A 14,537-nucleotide genomic window follows, 5' to 3' on the forward strand; every position below is an offset into this window, starting at 1 on the left:
ATGCCCAGCCCACTGCGCCCGGATCAACGCCGGTTCCCGTTGCACGTGCACATCAGCGTCATGTTCACCTTTCTGCTGTTGCTCACAGGCGTGGTGCTGGGGCTGTTCAATTATCGCCAGACCACTCGGATCATCCTGTCGAGCAGTGAAAACCTGTTCAATCGCATAGAACAGGATGTGCGCCTGGACCTGCATTCAACCTACGAACCGATCCGGCACCTGCTGAGCCTGCTGGCCGACAATCAGGCGGCCGAGGCGCCGAACCTGCAACAGCGTCTGGCGCTGCTCAAGCCGTTCAGTCAGTCGCTCAAGGACAACACCGATCTCGCCTCGCTGTATCTGGGCTACGGCAACGGCGATTTCTTCATGGTCCGGCCCTTGCGCACCAGCGCGCTGAAAACCCTGCTCAAGGCACCACCAACAGCGGTCTATCAGGTCTGGAGCATCGAGCACGACGCCAGCGGCACCGTATTGTCGCAGTCACTGTTCTTCGACCAGACGCTGACGCCTGTCGGACGCGACACCAATCCCGACGACCGCTACGACCCGCGTACCCGCAACTGGTACAGCAACGCCCTGCAACAGGGCGATCAGATCACCACCGAACCCTATGTATTTTTCTCCACGCACAATGTGGGCACCACCCTGGCCAGACGCAGCAGCGCAACCAGTGTGATCGGTGCCGATCTGACTTTGGAGGCACTCTCGGCCACCTTGACCAAGCATGTGGTCACCCCCTCGACCGAAATCGTGCTGTTCGATGTCGATGGCAATGCGGTGGCCTATCCGGACAGCAGCCGGCTGATCGTCGACGACAGCAGCGCACACCTGGCCAAAGCGGCCGACCTCAGCCCGAATCTGCACGCGTTGCTGTCCACCGCCCATCCGGGCAAACGGCTCGACGTCAATGGCCGCCACTGGATCGTCGCCCGCAGCACCCTGCAGGAAGGCGGGCCGAAAGGTTTGCAGATGGCCCTGCTGGTGCCCGAGGACGAACTGCTTGCCGATGCCTACCGCATGCGCTGGCAAGGCGCGCTGATCACCTTGGCGATCTTGCTGCTGTGCCTGCCGCTGGGCTGGCTGATCTCGCGGATTCTGGTCAAACCGTTGCACGCGCTGGTCAAGGAAGCCGACGCGATCCGCAGTTTCGATTTCAACTTTCCGGTCACCCGCCGCTCGCCGGTGCTGGAGGTTGACCAGTTGAGCCTGTCGATGGCGCGCATGAAGGACACGCTCGCCAGTTTCTTCCGCATCACCGACAGCCTCTGCGCCGAAACCCGCTTCGCCCCGCTGCTGCAACGGGTGCTGTTCGAAACGGCGCAGATCGCCCAGGCGCAGGCGGGGTTGATCTATCTGCGCGAAAGCGATGGCAACCGGATGGAGCCTTACGGACTGGTCATTGATGGCGCCTCGCACGAGCCGGGCGAGTTCGCTGTGCTGGGCCGGGATCTCCTGGCCGATCAAGGGCCGGCGTGGTTCCAGCAACTGATCAACGCTGACAACGTGGTCAGCAGCCTTGGCTTCGAGCAGGCCGGGGACTTGCAGAAAGTCCTGTTGGCCATGCAGTCGCCGCGCATCCACCTGATCGGCATCCGCCTGCGTAATCGGCACAACGAAACCATCGGCCTGTTGCTTCTGCTGATCAACGACAGCGGCAGCGCTCAGGACCTGGAAAAACTGCGCCCGGACCGCATCGCCTTCCTGCAAGCCGTGTCTGGTGCGGCGGCGGTGAGTATCGAAAGTCAGCGCCTGCAAGCGAAGCAGAAGCAGTTGCTCGACGCGTTCATTCAGTTGCTGGCCGGCGCCATCGACGCCAAGAGCCCCTACACCGGCGGCCACTGCCAGCGCGTGCCGGAACTGACCCTGATGCTCGCGCAGGCCGCGGCCGCCAGCCAGGCGCCGGCGTTCCAGAGCTATCAGCCCAGTGAAGATGAATGGGAAGCCCTGCACATTGCGGCCTGGCTGCACGATTGCGGCAAAGTCACGACACCAGAATATGTCGTCGACAAGGCAACCAAACTGGAAACCCTCAATGATCGCATCCACGAAATCCGCACCCGTTTCGAAGTGCTCAAGCGCGATGCCTGGATCAGTTACTGGCAGGCGATCGCACTGGGCGGCAACGCGGCGCAACTGAGCGAACTGCGTGACGCCACGCTTACGCAACTGGATGACGACTTTGCCTTCGTTGCCCGCTGCAATCTGGGCGGTGAGGCCATGGCGCCCGCCGATCTGCAACGTCTTGAACGCATTGCCGAGCGGCGCTGGACGCGCACCCTCGATGATCGCCTGGGGGTGTCATGGGAGGAAAACCGCCGTCAGGCGCAAACGCCGGCGGCGAATCTGCCGGTCAGCGAGCCACTGCTGGCGGACAAGCCCGAACACCTGATAGAACGCGCCGACAGCGAACTGATACCGGAAGACAATCCGTGGGGGTTCAAACTGGATGTGCCGCGTTACAAATACAATCGCGGCGAACTGTACAACCTGAGCATTGCCCGGGGCACGCTGACCCGCGAAGAGCGCTACATCATCAATCACCACATGGTGCAGACGATCCTGATGCTCAGCCACCTGCCCTTCCCCGGGCACCTGGACAGCGTCGCGGAAATCGCCGGTGGGCATCACGAAAAGATGGACGGCAGCGGTTATCCCAAACGCCTGAAGCGCGAGGACATGAGCCTGCCGGCACGGATGATGGCGATTGCCGATATTTTCGAGGCACTGACAGCGGCGGATCGACCGTACAAGAAGGCCAAATCCTTGAGTGAAGCCCTGGGGATCATGGCCACCATGTCCCGCGAGGCGCACATCGACCCCGAGCTGTTTGCGCTGTTCATCAACGACGGGGTGTACATGCAGTACGCCGCGCGGTTTCTCGATCCGCGCCAGATCGATGCGGTGGACCCGGCCAGCCTGTTGCGCAAGGCTGGCCTGAGTGCCTGATCAGCAGTCGGTCAGACGCAGGAAGATCGCCGCCAGTTGTTCAATGCCGGCCTGATCGTCGGTGCCGAAACGTGCGAGTTTCGGGCTGTCGAGATCAAGTACGCCGATCAGCCGACCGTCCTTGACCAGCGGCACTACCAGCTCGCTGTTGGAGGCGCTGTCGCAAGCGATATGACCGGGGAATGCATGCACGTCTTCAACGCGCTGGGTCTGCCGACTGGCCGCTGCCGCGCCACATACACCGCGACCGAACGGAATGCGCACGCAGGCGATCTGCCCCTGAAACGGGCCAAGCACCAGTTCTTCGTTGCGATTGAGGTAGAAACCGGCCCAGTTCAAATCGTCGAGTTGATTGAACAGGAACGCCGAAAACTGCGCGGCGTTAGCGATGAAATCGCGCTCGTCCGCCAGCAGCGATTCCAGTTGTGCGGCCAACATGCCATAGCCTTCGAGGCCCTGGCCGCTTTGTTGCAAATCAATCATGCCTTGTGCTCCAGCAATTTCAGTCCCACCCAGTAACGGGCGAATTGGTACGCGCAACGTCCGTTGCGATTGCCGCGCCCGGTTGCCCAGCGCACGGCGAGGATGTCGAGCTCTTCGTCGCGCTGCCAGCTCAAGCCGGCCTTGGCGGCCAACTGGCCGATCCAGTGTTCGACGACGTTGAGGAAGTGTTCCTGGGTAAACGGATAAAACGACAACCACAGGCCGAAACGGTCGGACAAGGCGATCTTGTCTTCCACCGCCTCACTCGGATGCAGCTCGCCGTCGACGCGTTTCCAGTTTTCGTTGTCGCTTTCCTTTTCCGGCACCAGATGGCGGCGGTTGGAAGTGGCGTACAGCAGAACGTTGTCCGGGGCCTGTTCGAGCGAGCCGTCGAGCACGCTTTTCAGCACGCGATAATCGCCTTCGCCGGATTCGAACGACAGGTCATCGCAGAACAGCACGAAGCGTTGCGGCAGTTTGCCGATCTGCTCGACCACCCGCGGCAGGTCGGCCAGATGGTCGCGCTCGATTTCGATCAAACGCAGGCCGGCCTTGGCGTGTTCGGCCAGCAGCGCGCGCACCAGCGACGATTTACCGGTGCCGCGCGAGCCCCAGAGCAGCGCATGGTTGGCCGGCATGCCGTCGAGAAACTGCTGAGTGTTGCGGCCCAGTTGTTCCAACTGACGATTGACACCGATCAGGTCGGACAGGCGCATGTCGAGGCTGACTTCCAGCGGCAGCAAATAGCCGCTGCGCCCGTCACGCTGCCAGCGCGCGGCCAGGCAGGTTTCCCAGTCGATCAGCGGACGCGGCGCCGGCAGCAAGGGTTCGATCCGCGCCAGAACCGACTCGGCGCGTTCAAGAAAAGCATTCAATCGGGAATCCACGTCTTCTCCTCGGGCACGTTCACAGTGATGATGTCGATCCAGCGACGACAGACAGATCTCAATCCCCGTTCAAGCCTTGTTACAAGGCGCTTCGGGAACCTCGGTATCCATACATGATCGACTATGCTTGAGCAGCGAAGGGAAACGGAAGTGGTTCAACACCCCATGGATATCAAATTCACCCACCGGCTGTCATACAAGCAAGCCAGATTCACGGTGCTGGTCGGGTTCGTTCTGGGCACGCTGCTCAGCCTGCTGCAAATCGGCATCGATTATGCCAGTGAAGACGCCTCCATCAACCGTGAAATCCTGTCTTTGCTGGAAATCAGCCACAATCCGGCGTCACGAATCGCCTACAACATCGATGCGGAACTGGCGCAGGAACTGACCCTTGGCCTGTTGCGTTCGCCGGCGATCATCTCGGCGCAACTGACCGACAACAACGGCAACGTCCTGGCCAACGTCAAGCGCCCGGAGCTGCAAAGCGGTTACCGGGTGATCAGCGACTTTCTGTTCGGTGCCAAGCGCCAGTTCGAAGACCGCCTGTACCTCGATCACCTGCCCGAGGAATCACTGGGCACGCTGAGCCTGGAGGTCGATACCTACGCGTTCGGCAGCCGGTTTCTGCGCCGCGCCGAAGTCACCCTGCTCAACGGCTTTGCCCGCAGCCTGATCCTCACTGGCATCCTGTTGGCGCTGTTCTACGTGATGTTGACCAAGCCACTGGTGCGCCTGATCCGGGAACTCAGCGCGCGTGACGCACGCAGCGCAGAACCGACGACCCTGGAATGTCCGGCCGGCCACGCCAATGACGAGATCGGCGTACTGGTCAAAGTCGCCAACCAGCAGTTCGACAATATCGCCACGGAAATCCAGCAACGGCGCAACGCGGAAAACCGCCTCACCGATTACCTCGGGCAACTGGAGCACATCGTCTCGGCCCGCACTGCCGAGCTCAAGGCCATCAACACCCGGCTCAGCCAGTCCAACGAAGAACTGGAAGTCGCTCGCAGCACTGCACTGGACATGGCCGAAGCGCGCTCGGCATTTCTCGCCAACATGAGCCACGAGATTCGCACCCCGCTCAATGGCCTGCTGGGGATGATCGCCTTGTCCCTCGATGGGCCGCTGAATGCCGAGCAGCAACAGCAACTGTCGATTGCCCATGACTCGGGCAAGGTGCTGGTCGAGCTGCTCAACGATATTCTCGACCTGTCCAAGTTCGATGCGGGGCAACTGGAGCTCGAACACATCCCGTTCGACCTCGGCTCACTGATCGAAGACACCGCCAACCTGCTGTCGCAGAACGCTGCGCCGAGCGTCGAGCTGACCTGCCTGATCGACCCGCACTTCCCCGCGCTGGTGCTGGGGGATCCGACCCGGGTACGGCAAATCGTCAGCAACCTGCTGTCCAATGCCCTGAAGTTCACCCGCTTCGGCCGGGTCGATGTGCGCCTGTCCGCCCACAAGGACGGGGTGCGCATCGAAGTCTGCGACACCGGCATCGGCATCGCTCAGGATGCCCAGGTGAAAATCTTCCAGCCGTTCACCCAGGCCGGTGCCGGCATCACCCGGCAGTACGGCGGCACCGGTCTCGGTCTGGCGTTGACCTACAACCTGTGCGAGGCCATGCAAGGCCGATTGACCATCAGTTCCGAGGCCGGTTTCGGCAGTCAGTTCTGTGCCGACCTGCCACTGCTGTGTCACACCCGGGCGGTCATGCCGCCGCCACTGCACGGCAAGGTACTGGCGATCACGGCCGCCAGCAGCGGGCTGGCGGAACTGCTCAAGACATTGTTGCCGGTGTGGGGCGTGAGCTATGAGCAGCGCACCATGGATGACCCGTTGCTGGGCCTGTCACCCGATCTGCTGATCACCGATTGCCCGGAATGCCTGTTCAGTCTGCGCCCGACCATCAGCGCACCGATCCTCGTCGTAACCGCTTATGGCAGTTTCATGCCCGGCGAAGAAGCCGCCGCGCTGGCGCCATTGCAGCAACAAGCCCGACCGCTGGCACGCAACGCGCTGTACCAGATCCTGCGGCGCATTCTGCTGGCCGATGTCACCACGAGCAACGATGCGCGCCTCGAGAGCCAGCCGGTCCGGCGGCGCGGAAAGGTGCTGCTGGTGGAGGACAATCCGGTCAATCAACTGGTGGCCAAAGGCATGCTCGGCAAGCTCGGTTGCGACGTGGTGGTCGCCGCCCACGGTGCCGAGGCGCTGGATCAACTGGAGCACGATGAGTTCGATCTGGTGCTGATGGACTGCAACATGCCGGTGATGGACGGCTACGAAGCGAGCCGGCAGATCCGCCAGAGCGGGCGCTGGCCGCATTTGCCGATCGTCGCGCTGACCGCCAACGCCATGTCCGAGGAACGCGAGCGCTGCCGCGCCGCCGGCATGAGTGATTACCTGGCCAAGCCGTTCCGCCGCGAAGAGCTGGCGGCCCTGCTCGACCAGTGGATGCCGGCTACGTCAGCGCTTTGATCTGCCCCAGCAGATGATCGAGGCCGTTGCGCAAATCGTTGAGCCGATCAAGATCCACCCCGCTGTCACACAACAACCGGGCCTTGAGCGGCCCGACCTGCTCGCGCAGCGCCTGGCCTTGCGCGGTCAGGCTCAGATGCACTTCACGCTCGTCGCGCGCCGAACGCTGGCGTTGCACCCACTGCAATTGTTCAAGACGCTTGAGCAACGGCGTCAGGGTGCCGGAGTCCAGCGCCAGGCGCTCGCCCAACGCCTTGACCGTCGGTTGCTCCGGTGCGCTGTCCTGCCATTCCCACAGCACCAGCATCGCCAGGTACTGCGGGTAGGTCAGGCCGAGCTGATCGAGCATCGGCTTGTAAGCGCGAATCACCGCCCGGGACGCGGCGTACAACTTGAAGCACAACTGACTGTCGAGCTTCAGCGAATCGTCGGGCAGGCTGTTCATTTGAGCAGGGCTTCGATCTCGCCGCTGATGTCCTGCGGCTTGGTGGTCGGGGCGAAACGCTTGACCAGTTGCCCATCCTTGCCGATCAGGAACTTGGTGAAGTTCCACTTGATGCCCTCGGAGCCGAGCAAACCCGGAGCGCGCTTTTTCAACTGCACGAACAGCGGATGCGCATCAGACCCGTTGACGTCGATCTTCTTGAACAGCGGGAAGCTCACGCCGTAATTCAGCTCACAGAACTCGCTGATCGCACCTTCGTTACCCGGCTCCTGCTTGCCGAACTGATTGCACGGGAATCCCAATACCACCAGGCCCTGATCCTTGTAGGTCTGCCACAGCTCTTCCAGGCCTTTGTATTGCGGGGTGAAGCCGCATTTGCTGGCGGTGTTGACCACCAGAACGGCTTTGCCGGCGAAATCGGCCAAGGTCTTTTGCTCACCCTTGATGGTAGTGACAGGGATATTCAGCAGGTTATCGCTCATGGGTCAGCTCCGCGGGTTATCGGGAAAGGCCAAACATAGCGAGCAATTAAATTGTGCGCAATTTAATTATCCGAAAGGCGACCCGCAGGTCGCCTGTCCGCTTACTCGCGCAGCTCGAGATTCAGGCACACCGAGTTGATGCAATAACGCAAGCCAGTCGGTGGCGGGCCATCGGGGAACACGTGGCCCAGATGCGCGTCGCAGCGGGCGCATTTGACCTCGGTGCGGATCATGCCGTGGCTGGTATCGCGAATCTCGGTCATGGCGCTTTTGCCGATCGGCGCATAGAAGCTTGGCCAGCCGCAGCCGGAATCGAATTTGGTCTTGGAGTCGAACAGCGGCTCATTGCAGCAGACGCAGTGATAGACACCGTCGGTTTTGGTGTCGTTGTATTTGCCGGAAAACGGCCGTTCGGTCGCACTGAGACGGCACACGTTGTACTGCTCGGGGTCGAGCATCGCCCGCCATTCTTCCAGGGTTTTTTCCAACTTTTCCATCATCACACCTCAGCGGCTGAAAAAGCCCGATCTGTACCTTTTCCACGGATCGGGTGGCACGTATGATTGCGCCTCGTCACACGCCAGTCTGGCAGCCAGACCGGGCGCATTCAAACGGATTCTCGGCGCCATGGCGCAAGACTCCGCCTGTGCGAAGACGCAGGAATCCCAGTACGGTTGGCCATCCGCCGTCTGGATCGTTCATTTTCGGGATCACATCGCCATGCAGTTCAGCAAATCGAACAAGCTCGCCAACGTCTGCTACGACATTCGCGGCCCGGTGCTCAAGCACGCCAAACGTCTGGAGGAGGAAGGCCAGCGCATCCTCAAGCTGAACATCGGCAACCCGGCGCCGTTTGGTTTCGAAGCGCCGGACGAAATTCTTCAGGATGTGATCCGCAACCTGCCGACCGCCCAAGGCTACAGCGACTCCAAAGGCCTGTTCAGTGCCCGTAAAGCGGTGATGCAGTACTACCAGCAAAAAAATGTCGAAGGTGTCGGCATCGAAGACATCTACCTGGGCAACGGCGTGTCCGAGCTGATCGTGATGTCGTTGCAGGCGCTGCTCAACAACGGTGACGAAGTGCTGGTGCCGGCACCGGACTACCCGCTGTGGACCGCCGCCGTGAGCCTGGCCGGCGGTAACGCCGTGCACTATCTGTGCGACGAGGGCGCCGACTGGTTCCCTGACCTGGCCGACATCAAGGCCAAGATCACCCCGAACACCAAGGCCATGGTGATCATCAACCCGAACAACCCGACCGGCGCGGTGTATTCGAAGGAAGTGCTGCTGGGCATGCTGGAAATCGCCCGCGCGCACAACCTGGTGGTGTTTTCCGACGAGATCTACGACAAGATCCTTTACGACGCCGCCGTGCACATCTGCACCGCTTCGCTGGCGCCGGACCTGCTGTGCCTGACCTTCAACGGTCTGTCGAAATCCTACCGCGTGGCGGGTTTCCGCTCCGGCTGGATCGCCATCTCCGGGCCGAAACACAATGCCCAGAGCTACATCGAAGGCATCGACATGCTGGCCAACATGCGCCTGTGTGCCAACGTCCCGAGTCAGCATGCGATTCAGACCGCCCTCGGCGGCTATCAGAGCATCAATGACCTGGTACTGCCGCAGGGCCGCCTGCTGGAGCAGCGCAACCGCACCTGGGAATTGCTCAACGACATTCCGGGCGTCAGTTGCGTCAAGCCGATGGGCGCGCTGTATGCGTTCCCGCGGATCGACCCGAAAGTCTGCCCGATCCACAACGACGAGAAATTCGTTCTCGACCTGCTGCTCTCCGAGAAGCTGCTGGTCGTGCAAGGTACGGCCTTCAACTGGCCGTGGCCGGATCACTTCCGCGTGGTGACCCTGCCCCGCGTCGACGATCTGGAAATGGCCATCGGCCGCATCGGCAACTTCCTCAAGTCCTACCGCCAGTAACCGGTCAACGGTGCGCAACGGCCCGAACGTTGCGCACTGTCTGATTCAGCAACACTTCTGCTCTCCCCGCCTCGCTGCGCCTTCTACACTTGCGATTCATAGGGCCCACCCGCCTCTGGCGCAGTGGCGGCGGGTAGCGGCCGGCTGTAATCCCTTTCGGTTTTGGCCGTGGGCAATGACCTGCAGACTCGGGAAGTCGCTGTAGGACACAGTTTGAAATAGTCACTCGGTTGAATCACCCGGTGCCGCACCTTATATACCCCGCAGTACGCTACATCTTTAGCTTGAGGAGATTTCTACAACCATGATGCGCATCCTGCTGTTTTTGGCCACTAACCTGGCGGTCGTGCTGATAGCCAGCATCACCCTGAGCCTGTTCGGCTTCAACGGGTTCATGGCGGCCAACGGGGTTGATCTCAACCTCAGTCAGCTGCTGGTTTTCTGTGCGGTCTTTGGTTTCGCCGGTTCACTGTTCTCGCTGTTCATCTCCAAGTGGATGGCGAAGATGAGCACCAGCACCCAGATCATCAGCCAGCCACGTACCCGGCATGAGCAATGGCTGCTGCAAACCGTCGAGCAACTGTCCCGCGAAGCCGGGATCAAGATGCCCGAAGTCGGTATTTTCCCGGCCTACGAAGCAAACGCCTTCGCCACCGGCTGGAACAAGAACGACGCGCTGGTCGCGGTCAGTCAGGGCCTGCTCGAACGTTTTTCGCCAGATGAAGTGAAAGCCGTTCTGGCCCACGAAATCGGTCACGTGGCCAACGGTGACATGGTCACCCTGGCACTGATCCAGGGCGTGGTGAACACCTTCGTGATGTTCTTCGCGCGGATCATCGGCAACTTCGTCGACAAGGTGATTTTCAAGAACGAAGAAGGCCAGGGCATCGCCTACTACGTGGCGACGATCTTCGCCGAGCTGGTTCTGGGCATTCTCGCCAGCGCCATTGTCATGTGGTTCTCGCGCAAACGCGAATTCCGTGCCGACGAAGCCGGCGCACGTCTGGCCGGTACCAATGCGATGATCGGTGCACTGCAACGCCTGCGCGCCGAACAGGGCCTGCCGGTGCACATGCCGGACACCCTGAACGCATTCGGCATCAACGGCGGCATCAAACAGGGCTTTGCCCGCATGTTCATGAGCCACCCGCCGCTGGAAGAGCGTATCGACGCGCTGCGTCGTCGCGGTTGATCGGTTTGGCGCAGTAACGAAAAGGCCCGCAGCGATGCGGGCCTTTTTTTTGTGCGCGGGGTTATGGGTCGGCTGTTCTCGCCCCATCGCTGGCAAGCCAGCTCCCACAGGGTTTTGTGGTGTTCTCTGGATTTCTGATTCAACACGGATCACTGTGGGAGCTGGCTTGCCAGCGAAGAGGCCGTTAATACCGATACAAAACTATTGGCCAGAAACCCGATACACCCGCTCCTCTAACCGCGTCACCCCCGCCTGCAGGAACCTGACACTCTCCGCCAGCACATCCTGTTCTTCAAGCACCTGCACCTGCCAGACTTCGCCCAGCAACCGCTGCACTTCATCATCCGCCACTGCAAACGGGGGCCCTGGCATTTGCACCTGATCGTAATCCAGGGTGATCAACAACCCTTGCACACTGTGCGGCAGGATCTGCTGCAAATGCGCCGCATAGCGCTCACGCATCGGAGCCGGCAAGGCAATCAGCGCTGCCCGGTCGTACAACGCCGCGCAATCCGCAACATCATCGGCTGTCAGCGCAAAGAAATCACCGCACCACAACTCGATGGAATCGGCGCGATAGACCTTGAACGGCCCCTTGGCACTGACCTGCGGCTTTACCTGATGCTCACTGAAAAAATCCTCGACGGCCTTCAGCGACAGCTCGACTCCGAGCACTTGATGCCCGCGCCCGGCCAGCCACAACAGATCCAGGCTTTTCCCGCACAGCGGCACCAGCACCCGGGTCTGGGCCGGGATCGCCAGTTGCGCCCAGTGCCGCTGCAGATACGGGTTCACCTCAGGCAAATGAAAGCCGATCTGATTGGATTCCCACTTCTTGTGCCAAAACTCAGGCTGCATGCATCACCCCAAAAAATTCGATCAAAAGGCGTTAAAACTTATATTAGATTTAGATCAATGATCTGACTGAAGATGAGGCCATCTTACCGCTCAGGAACCTTTCCATGTTTCCCAGCCTGTTTATCTCCCACGGCTCACCGATGCTGGCCTTGGAACCCGGTGCCAGTGGCCCGGCGCTGGCGCGTCTGGCGGCCGAACTGCCGCGGCCTAAAGCCATCGTGATCGTCTCTGCCCACTGGGAAAGCCAGGAACTGCTGGTCAGCAGCAATCCTCGTCCGGAAACCTGGCATGACTTCGGCGGCTTCCCGCGTGCCCTTTTCGAAGTGCAGTACCCGGCACCGGGCAATCCGCAACTGGCAGCCGAAGTGGCTGAATTGCTTGACGCCGCGCATCTGCCGGCACGCCTCGATCCGCAACGCCCGTTCGATCACGGCGTCTGGGTGCCGCTGTCGCTGATGTACCCGCAGGCAGATATTCCGGTGGTGCAGGTGTCGCTGCCGAGTCGCGGAGGCCCGGTGTTGCAAACCCGTGTCGGACAAGCGCTGGCGAGTCTGCGCGAGCAGGGCATTCTGCTGATCGGGTCCGGCAGCATCACCCACAACCTGCGCGAACTGGACTGGCACGCCGGCCCGGAAAGCGTGGAGCCGTGGGCACGGGACTTCCGTGACTGGATGATCGACAAGCTGGCGGCCGACGATGAGGCGGCACTGCACGATTATCGTCAGCAGGCGCCCAATGCGGTGCGCAGCCATCCGAGTGACGAGCATTTGCTGCCGCTGTATTTTGCCCGTGGTGCGGGAGGTGAGTTCCGCGTAGCGCATAAAGGCTTCACGATGGGTGCACTGGGTATGGATATCTATCGCTTCGGCTGACGTCATCGCTGGCAAGCCAGCTCCCACAGGGTTGTGGGGCGAGGCAAAAAGCAGGCAAAAAAATCCCCGAACCAGTCGGGGATTTTTCATGTTCGATCAATCAGCCCAAGGGCGGATCAATCTTCGCGGTAGCGACGCAGTTTCAGCTGCTTGCCAGCGACGCGAGTGTCCTTCAGCTTGGTCAGGAGTTTGTCCAGACCATCTTCCGGCAGCTCGACGAGGCTGAAGCTGTCACGCACCTGGATGCGACCGATCGCTTCGCGGGCCAGACCACCTTCGTTGAGGATGGCGCCCAGCAGGTTCTTGGCGGCGATACCGTCACGCGCACCCAGCGCGGTACGGCAACGGGCACGACCTTCGCCCAGAGGCATTGGCGCGCGACGCTCGCGGTCACCACGCTCAGGACGATCACCGGAACGCTCAGGACGGTCGCCACGCGGTGCATTGTTCGGCACCAGTGGGCGTTCCTTCTCGATCGCCGCCAGGTTCAGCGCTTGACCGTTGGTAGCCTTGCGCAGCAGAGCTGCAGCCAGGGCACGCGGGGTGCAACCGATGTCAGCGGTCAGGCGATCCAGCAGTTCGCCGTGAGTCGACTCGGCATCAGCGACCAGCGGCGACAGGCTGTTGGTCAGTTTCTTGATGCGTGCATCGAGAACAGCCTGAGCGTCCGGCAGGCGAACTTCGGCAACCTTCTGACCGGTGACACGCTCGATCACTTGCAGCATGCGGCGCTCACGCGGAGTCACCAGCAGCAGCGCACGACCTTCGCGACCGGCACGGCCGGTACGGCCGATACGGTGCACGTAGGATTCCGGGTCGTACGGCATGTCCACGTTGAACACGTGGGTGATGCGCGGAACGTCCAGACCACGGGCAGCCACGTCGGTCGCGACAACGATGTCCAGACGGCCATCTTTCAGCGAGTCGATCACGCGCTCACGCTGGTTCTGGGCGATGTCACCGTTCAGCGCAGCAGCTTTGTAGCCTTTGGCGTCGAGGGCACTGGCCAGATCCAGGGTCGCTTGCTTGGTGCGCACGAACATGATCAGCGCGTCGAAGTCTTCCACTTCCAGCAAGCTGAGAACGGCGGAGGTCTTCTGGTCAGCGTGAACCAACAGGTGAGCCTGTTCGATCGCGGTAACGGTCTGGGTCTTGCTCTGGATCTTCACGTGCTTCGGATCGCGCAGGTGGCGCTCGGCGATGGCACGGATCGACTGCGGCAGGGTTGCCGAGAACAATACGGTCTGACGGGTTTCCGGCATGGCCTTGAAGATCACTTCCAGGTCGTCCATGAAACCGAGTTTGAGCATTTCGTCTGCTTCGTCCAGAACCAGGTGGTTCACGGTAGCGAGGACTTTTTCGTCGCGACGCAGGTGGTCGCACAGACGGCCCGGAGTGGCGACAACGATCTGTGCGCCATTACGGATTGCTTTCAATTGTGGGCCCATCGGCGCGCCGCCGTAGACAGCCACAACAGTTACGCCCGGCATTTGCTTGGCGTAAGTTTCGAAAGCGGTTGCAACTTGTAGCGCCAACTCACGAGTTGGGGCCAGGATCAGAGCTTGCGGCTCGCGCTTGGACGGATCAATGCGGTGCAGGATAGGCAGGGCAAAGGCAGCGGTTTTACCGGTACCGGTTTGCGCCTGACCAATCATATCGTGACCGGCGAGGATGATCGGGATCGACTGCTGCTGAATGGCCGAAGGCTCTTCATAGCCGGTAGCGACTACTGCAGCGACAATATTGGGATGAAGTTCAAGAGCGGCGAAGCCGCCGATTTCCTGGGTCATGGGTCTGCCTCTAAGTGCATCCGCAAAGACCCATGCTCCAAAGCTGCACATGCCGTGTTGAGACTCAAGAGTCGCCCTGGCAGCTTTGTCGGCGGGGATTTGCGAAAACGTATGAATGAAAAAGAATCGTCAAGGAAGAGCCCGCAGTGCGGACGTGCAGCCG

General features: G+C 61.0%; 12 protein-coding genes. 5 read left to right on the forward strand and 7 right to left on the reverse strand.

What is annotated here, in order from left to right:
- On the forward strand, window positions 1-2,946 hold the full coding sequence (locus CRO59_RS15430; RefSeq protein WP_097088293.1) for an HD domain-containing phosphohydrolase: 2,946 nt from the start codon (window positions 1-3) through the stop codon (window positions 2,944-2,946).
- On the opposite strand, the gene CRO59_RS15435 is transcribed toward CRO59_RS15430, so the two are convergent.
- Window positions 2,947-3,429 carry a GAF domain-containing protein gene (locus CRO59_RS15435; RefSeq protein WP_007969095.1) on the reverse strand — a complete coding sequence of 161 codons (483 nt, stop codon included), beginning with the start codon at window positions 3,427-3,429 and terminating at the stop codon, window positions 2,947-2,949.
- Window positions 3,426-4,316 carry an ATP-binding protein gene (locus CRO59_RS15440; protein ID WP_096794965.1) on the reverse strand — a complete coding sequence of 297 codons (891 nt, stop codon included), beginning with the start codon at window positions 4,314-4,316 and terminating at the stop codon, window positions 3,426-3,428. The genes CRO59_RS15435 and CRO59_RS15440 overlap by 4 nt, the downstream gene beginning before the upstream one ends.
- 165 nt (window positions 4,317-4,481) lie before the next feature.
- On the opposite strand from CRO59_RS15440, the gene CRO59_RS15445 reads away from it, so the two are divergent.
- The gene (locus CRO59_RS15445) at window positions 4,482-6,803 is read left to right on the forward strand and encodes a response regulator (RefSeq protein WP_097088295.1); all 2,322 of its coding nucleotides are present in this window, start codon (window positions 4,482-4,484) and stop codon (window positions 6,801-6,803) included.
- Here the strand turns inward: CRO59_RS15445 and CRO59_RS15450 are convergent.
- From CRO59_RS15450 to msrB, 3 genes are all read right to left on the reverse strand, one after another.
- Complete coding sequence (locus tag CRO59_RS15450) at window positions 6,787-7,248, reverse strand: MarR family winged helix-turn-helix transcriptional regulator (protein ID WP_027613434.1); 462 nt, start codon at window positions 7,246-7,248, stop codon at window positions 6,787-6,789. The genes CRO59_RS15445 and CRO59_RS15450 overlap by 17 nt on opposite strands.
- A complete protein-coding gene (locus CRO59_RS15455; RefSeq protein WP_027613435.1) occupies window positions 7,245-7,730 on the reverse strand; it encodes a glutathione peroxidase in 486 nt (161 codons plus the stop codon). The genes CRO59_RS15450 and CRO59_RS15455 overlap by 4 nt, the downstream gene beginning before the upstream one ends.
- Before the next feature lie 101 nt (window positions 7,731-7,831).
- Complete coding sequence (msrB, locus tag CRO59_RS15460; RefSeq protein ID WP_097088296.1) at window positions 7,832-8,227, reverse strand: peptide-methionine (R)-S-oxide reductase MsrB; 396 nt, start codon at window positions 8,225-8,227, stop codon at window positions 7,832-7,834.
- 223 nt (window positions 8,228-8,450) lie between these two features.
- On the opposite strand from msrB, the gene CRO59_RS15465 reads away from it, so the two are divergent.
- Window positions 8,451-9,662, forward strand: coding sequence for a pyridoxal phosphate-dependent aminotransferase (locus CRO59_RS15465; RefSeq protein WP_097088522.1), 1,212 nt, complete (start codon window positions 8,451-8,453; stop codon window positions 9,660-9,662).
- Between the two features lie 304 nt (window positions 9,663-9,966).
- Window positions 9,967-10,854 carry a protease HtpX gene (gene htpX, locus CRO59_RS15470; protein ID WP_007964827.1) on the forward strand — a complete coding sequence of 296 codons (888 nt, stop codon included), beginning with the start codon at window positions 9,967-9,969 and terminating at the stop codon, window positions 10,852-10,854.
- A gap of 201 nt (window positions 10,855-11,055) precedes the next feature.
- On the opposite strand, the gene CRO59_RS15475 is transcribed toward htpX, so the two are convergent.
- Window positions 11,056-11,712 carry a thiopurine S-methyltransferase gene (locus tag CRO59_RS15475; protein WP_097088298.1) on the reverse strand — a complete coding sequence of 219 codons (657 nt, stop codon included), beginning with the start codon at window positions 11,710-11,712 and terminating at the stop codon, window positions 11,056-11,058.
- 104 nt (window positions 11,713-11,816) lie between these two features.
- Here CRO59_RS15475 and CRO59_RS15480 point away from each other — a divergent pair, with 104 nt between their 5' ends.
- Complete coding sequence (locus CRO59_RS15480) at window positions 11,817-12,584, forward strand: class III extradiol ring-cleavage dioxygenase (RefSeq protein WP_097088299.1); 768 nt, start codon at window positions 11,817-11,819, stop codon at window positions 12,582-12,584.
- A 116-nt stretch (window positions 12,585-12,700) separates the two neighbouring features.
- Here the strand turns inward: CRO59_RS15480 and CRO59_RS15485 are convergent, their stop codons facing one another.
- Window positions 12,701-14,374, reverse strand: a complete 1,674-nt coding sequence (locus tag CRO59_RS15485) for a DEAD/DEAH box helicase (RefSeq protein WP_027613439.1) — start codon at window positions 14,372-14,374, stop codon at window positions 12,701-12,703.
- Between the last annotated feature and the right edge of the window lie 163 nt (window positions 14,375-14,537).

Origin of the sequence: Pseudomonas sp. LAMO17WK12:I5, from assembly GCF_900215165.1 — a bacterium.
GTDB lineage: Bacteria > Pseudomonadota > Gammaproteobacteria > Pseudomonadales > Pseudomonadaceae > Aquipseudomonas > Aquipseudomonas putida_A.

Bases quoted from the DNA above. Each gene is read 5' to 3' on its own strand.
- CRO59_RS15430 (WP_097088293.1), top strand. From the start codon at position 1: ATGCCCAGCCCACTGCGCCCGGATCAACGCCGGTTCCCGTTGCACGTG.
- CRO59_RS15435 (WP_007969095.1), bottom strand. From the start codon at position 3,429: ATGATTGATTTGCAACAAAGCGGCCAGGGCCTCGAAGGCTATGGCATG.
- CRO59_RS15445 (WP_097088295.1), top strand. From the start codon at position 4,482: ATGGATATCAAATTCACCCACCGGCTGTCATACAAGCAAGCCAGATTC.
- CRO59_RS15450 (WP_027613434.1), bottom strand. From the start codon at position 7,248: ATGAACAGCCTGCCCGACGATTCGCTGAAGCTCGACAGTCAGTTGTGC.
- CRO59_RS15455 (WP_027613435.1), bottom strand. From the start codon at position 7,730: ATGAGCGATAACCTGCTGAATATCCCTGTCACTACCATCAAGGGTGAG.
- msrB (WP_097088296.1), bottom strand. From the start codon at position 8,227: ATGGAAAAGTTGGAAAAAACCCTGGAAGAATGGCGGGCGATGCTCGAC.
- CRO59_RS15465 (WP_097088522.1), top strand. From the start codon at position 8,451: ATGCAGTTCAGCAAATCGAACAAGCTCGCCAACGTCTGCTACGACATT.
- htpX (WP_007964827.1), top strand. From the start codon at position 9,967: ATGATGCGCATCCTGCTGTTTTTGGCCACTAACCTGGCGGTCGTGCTG.
- CRO59_RS15475 (WP_097088298.1), bottom strand. From the start codon at position 11,712: ATGCAGCCTGAGTTTTGGCACAAGAAGTGGGAATCCAATCAGATCGGC.
- CRO59_RS15480 (WP_097088299.1), top strand. From the start codon at position 11,817: ATGTTTCCCAGCCTGTTTATCTCCCACGGCTCACCGATGCTGGCCTTG.
- CRO59_RS15485 (WP_027613439.1), bottom strand. From the start codon at position 14,374: ATGACCCAGGAAATCGGCGGCTTCGCCGCTCTTGAACTTCATCCCAAT.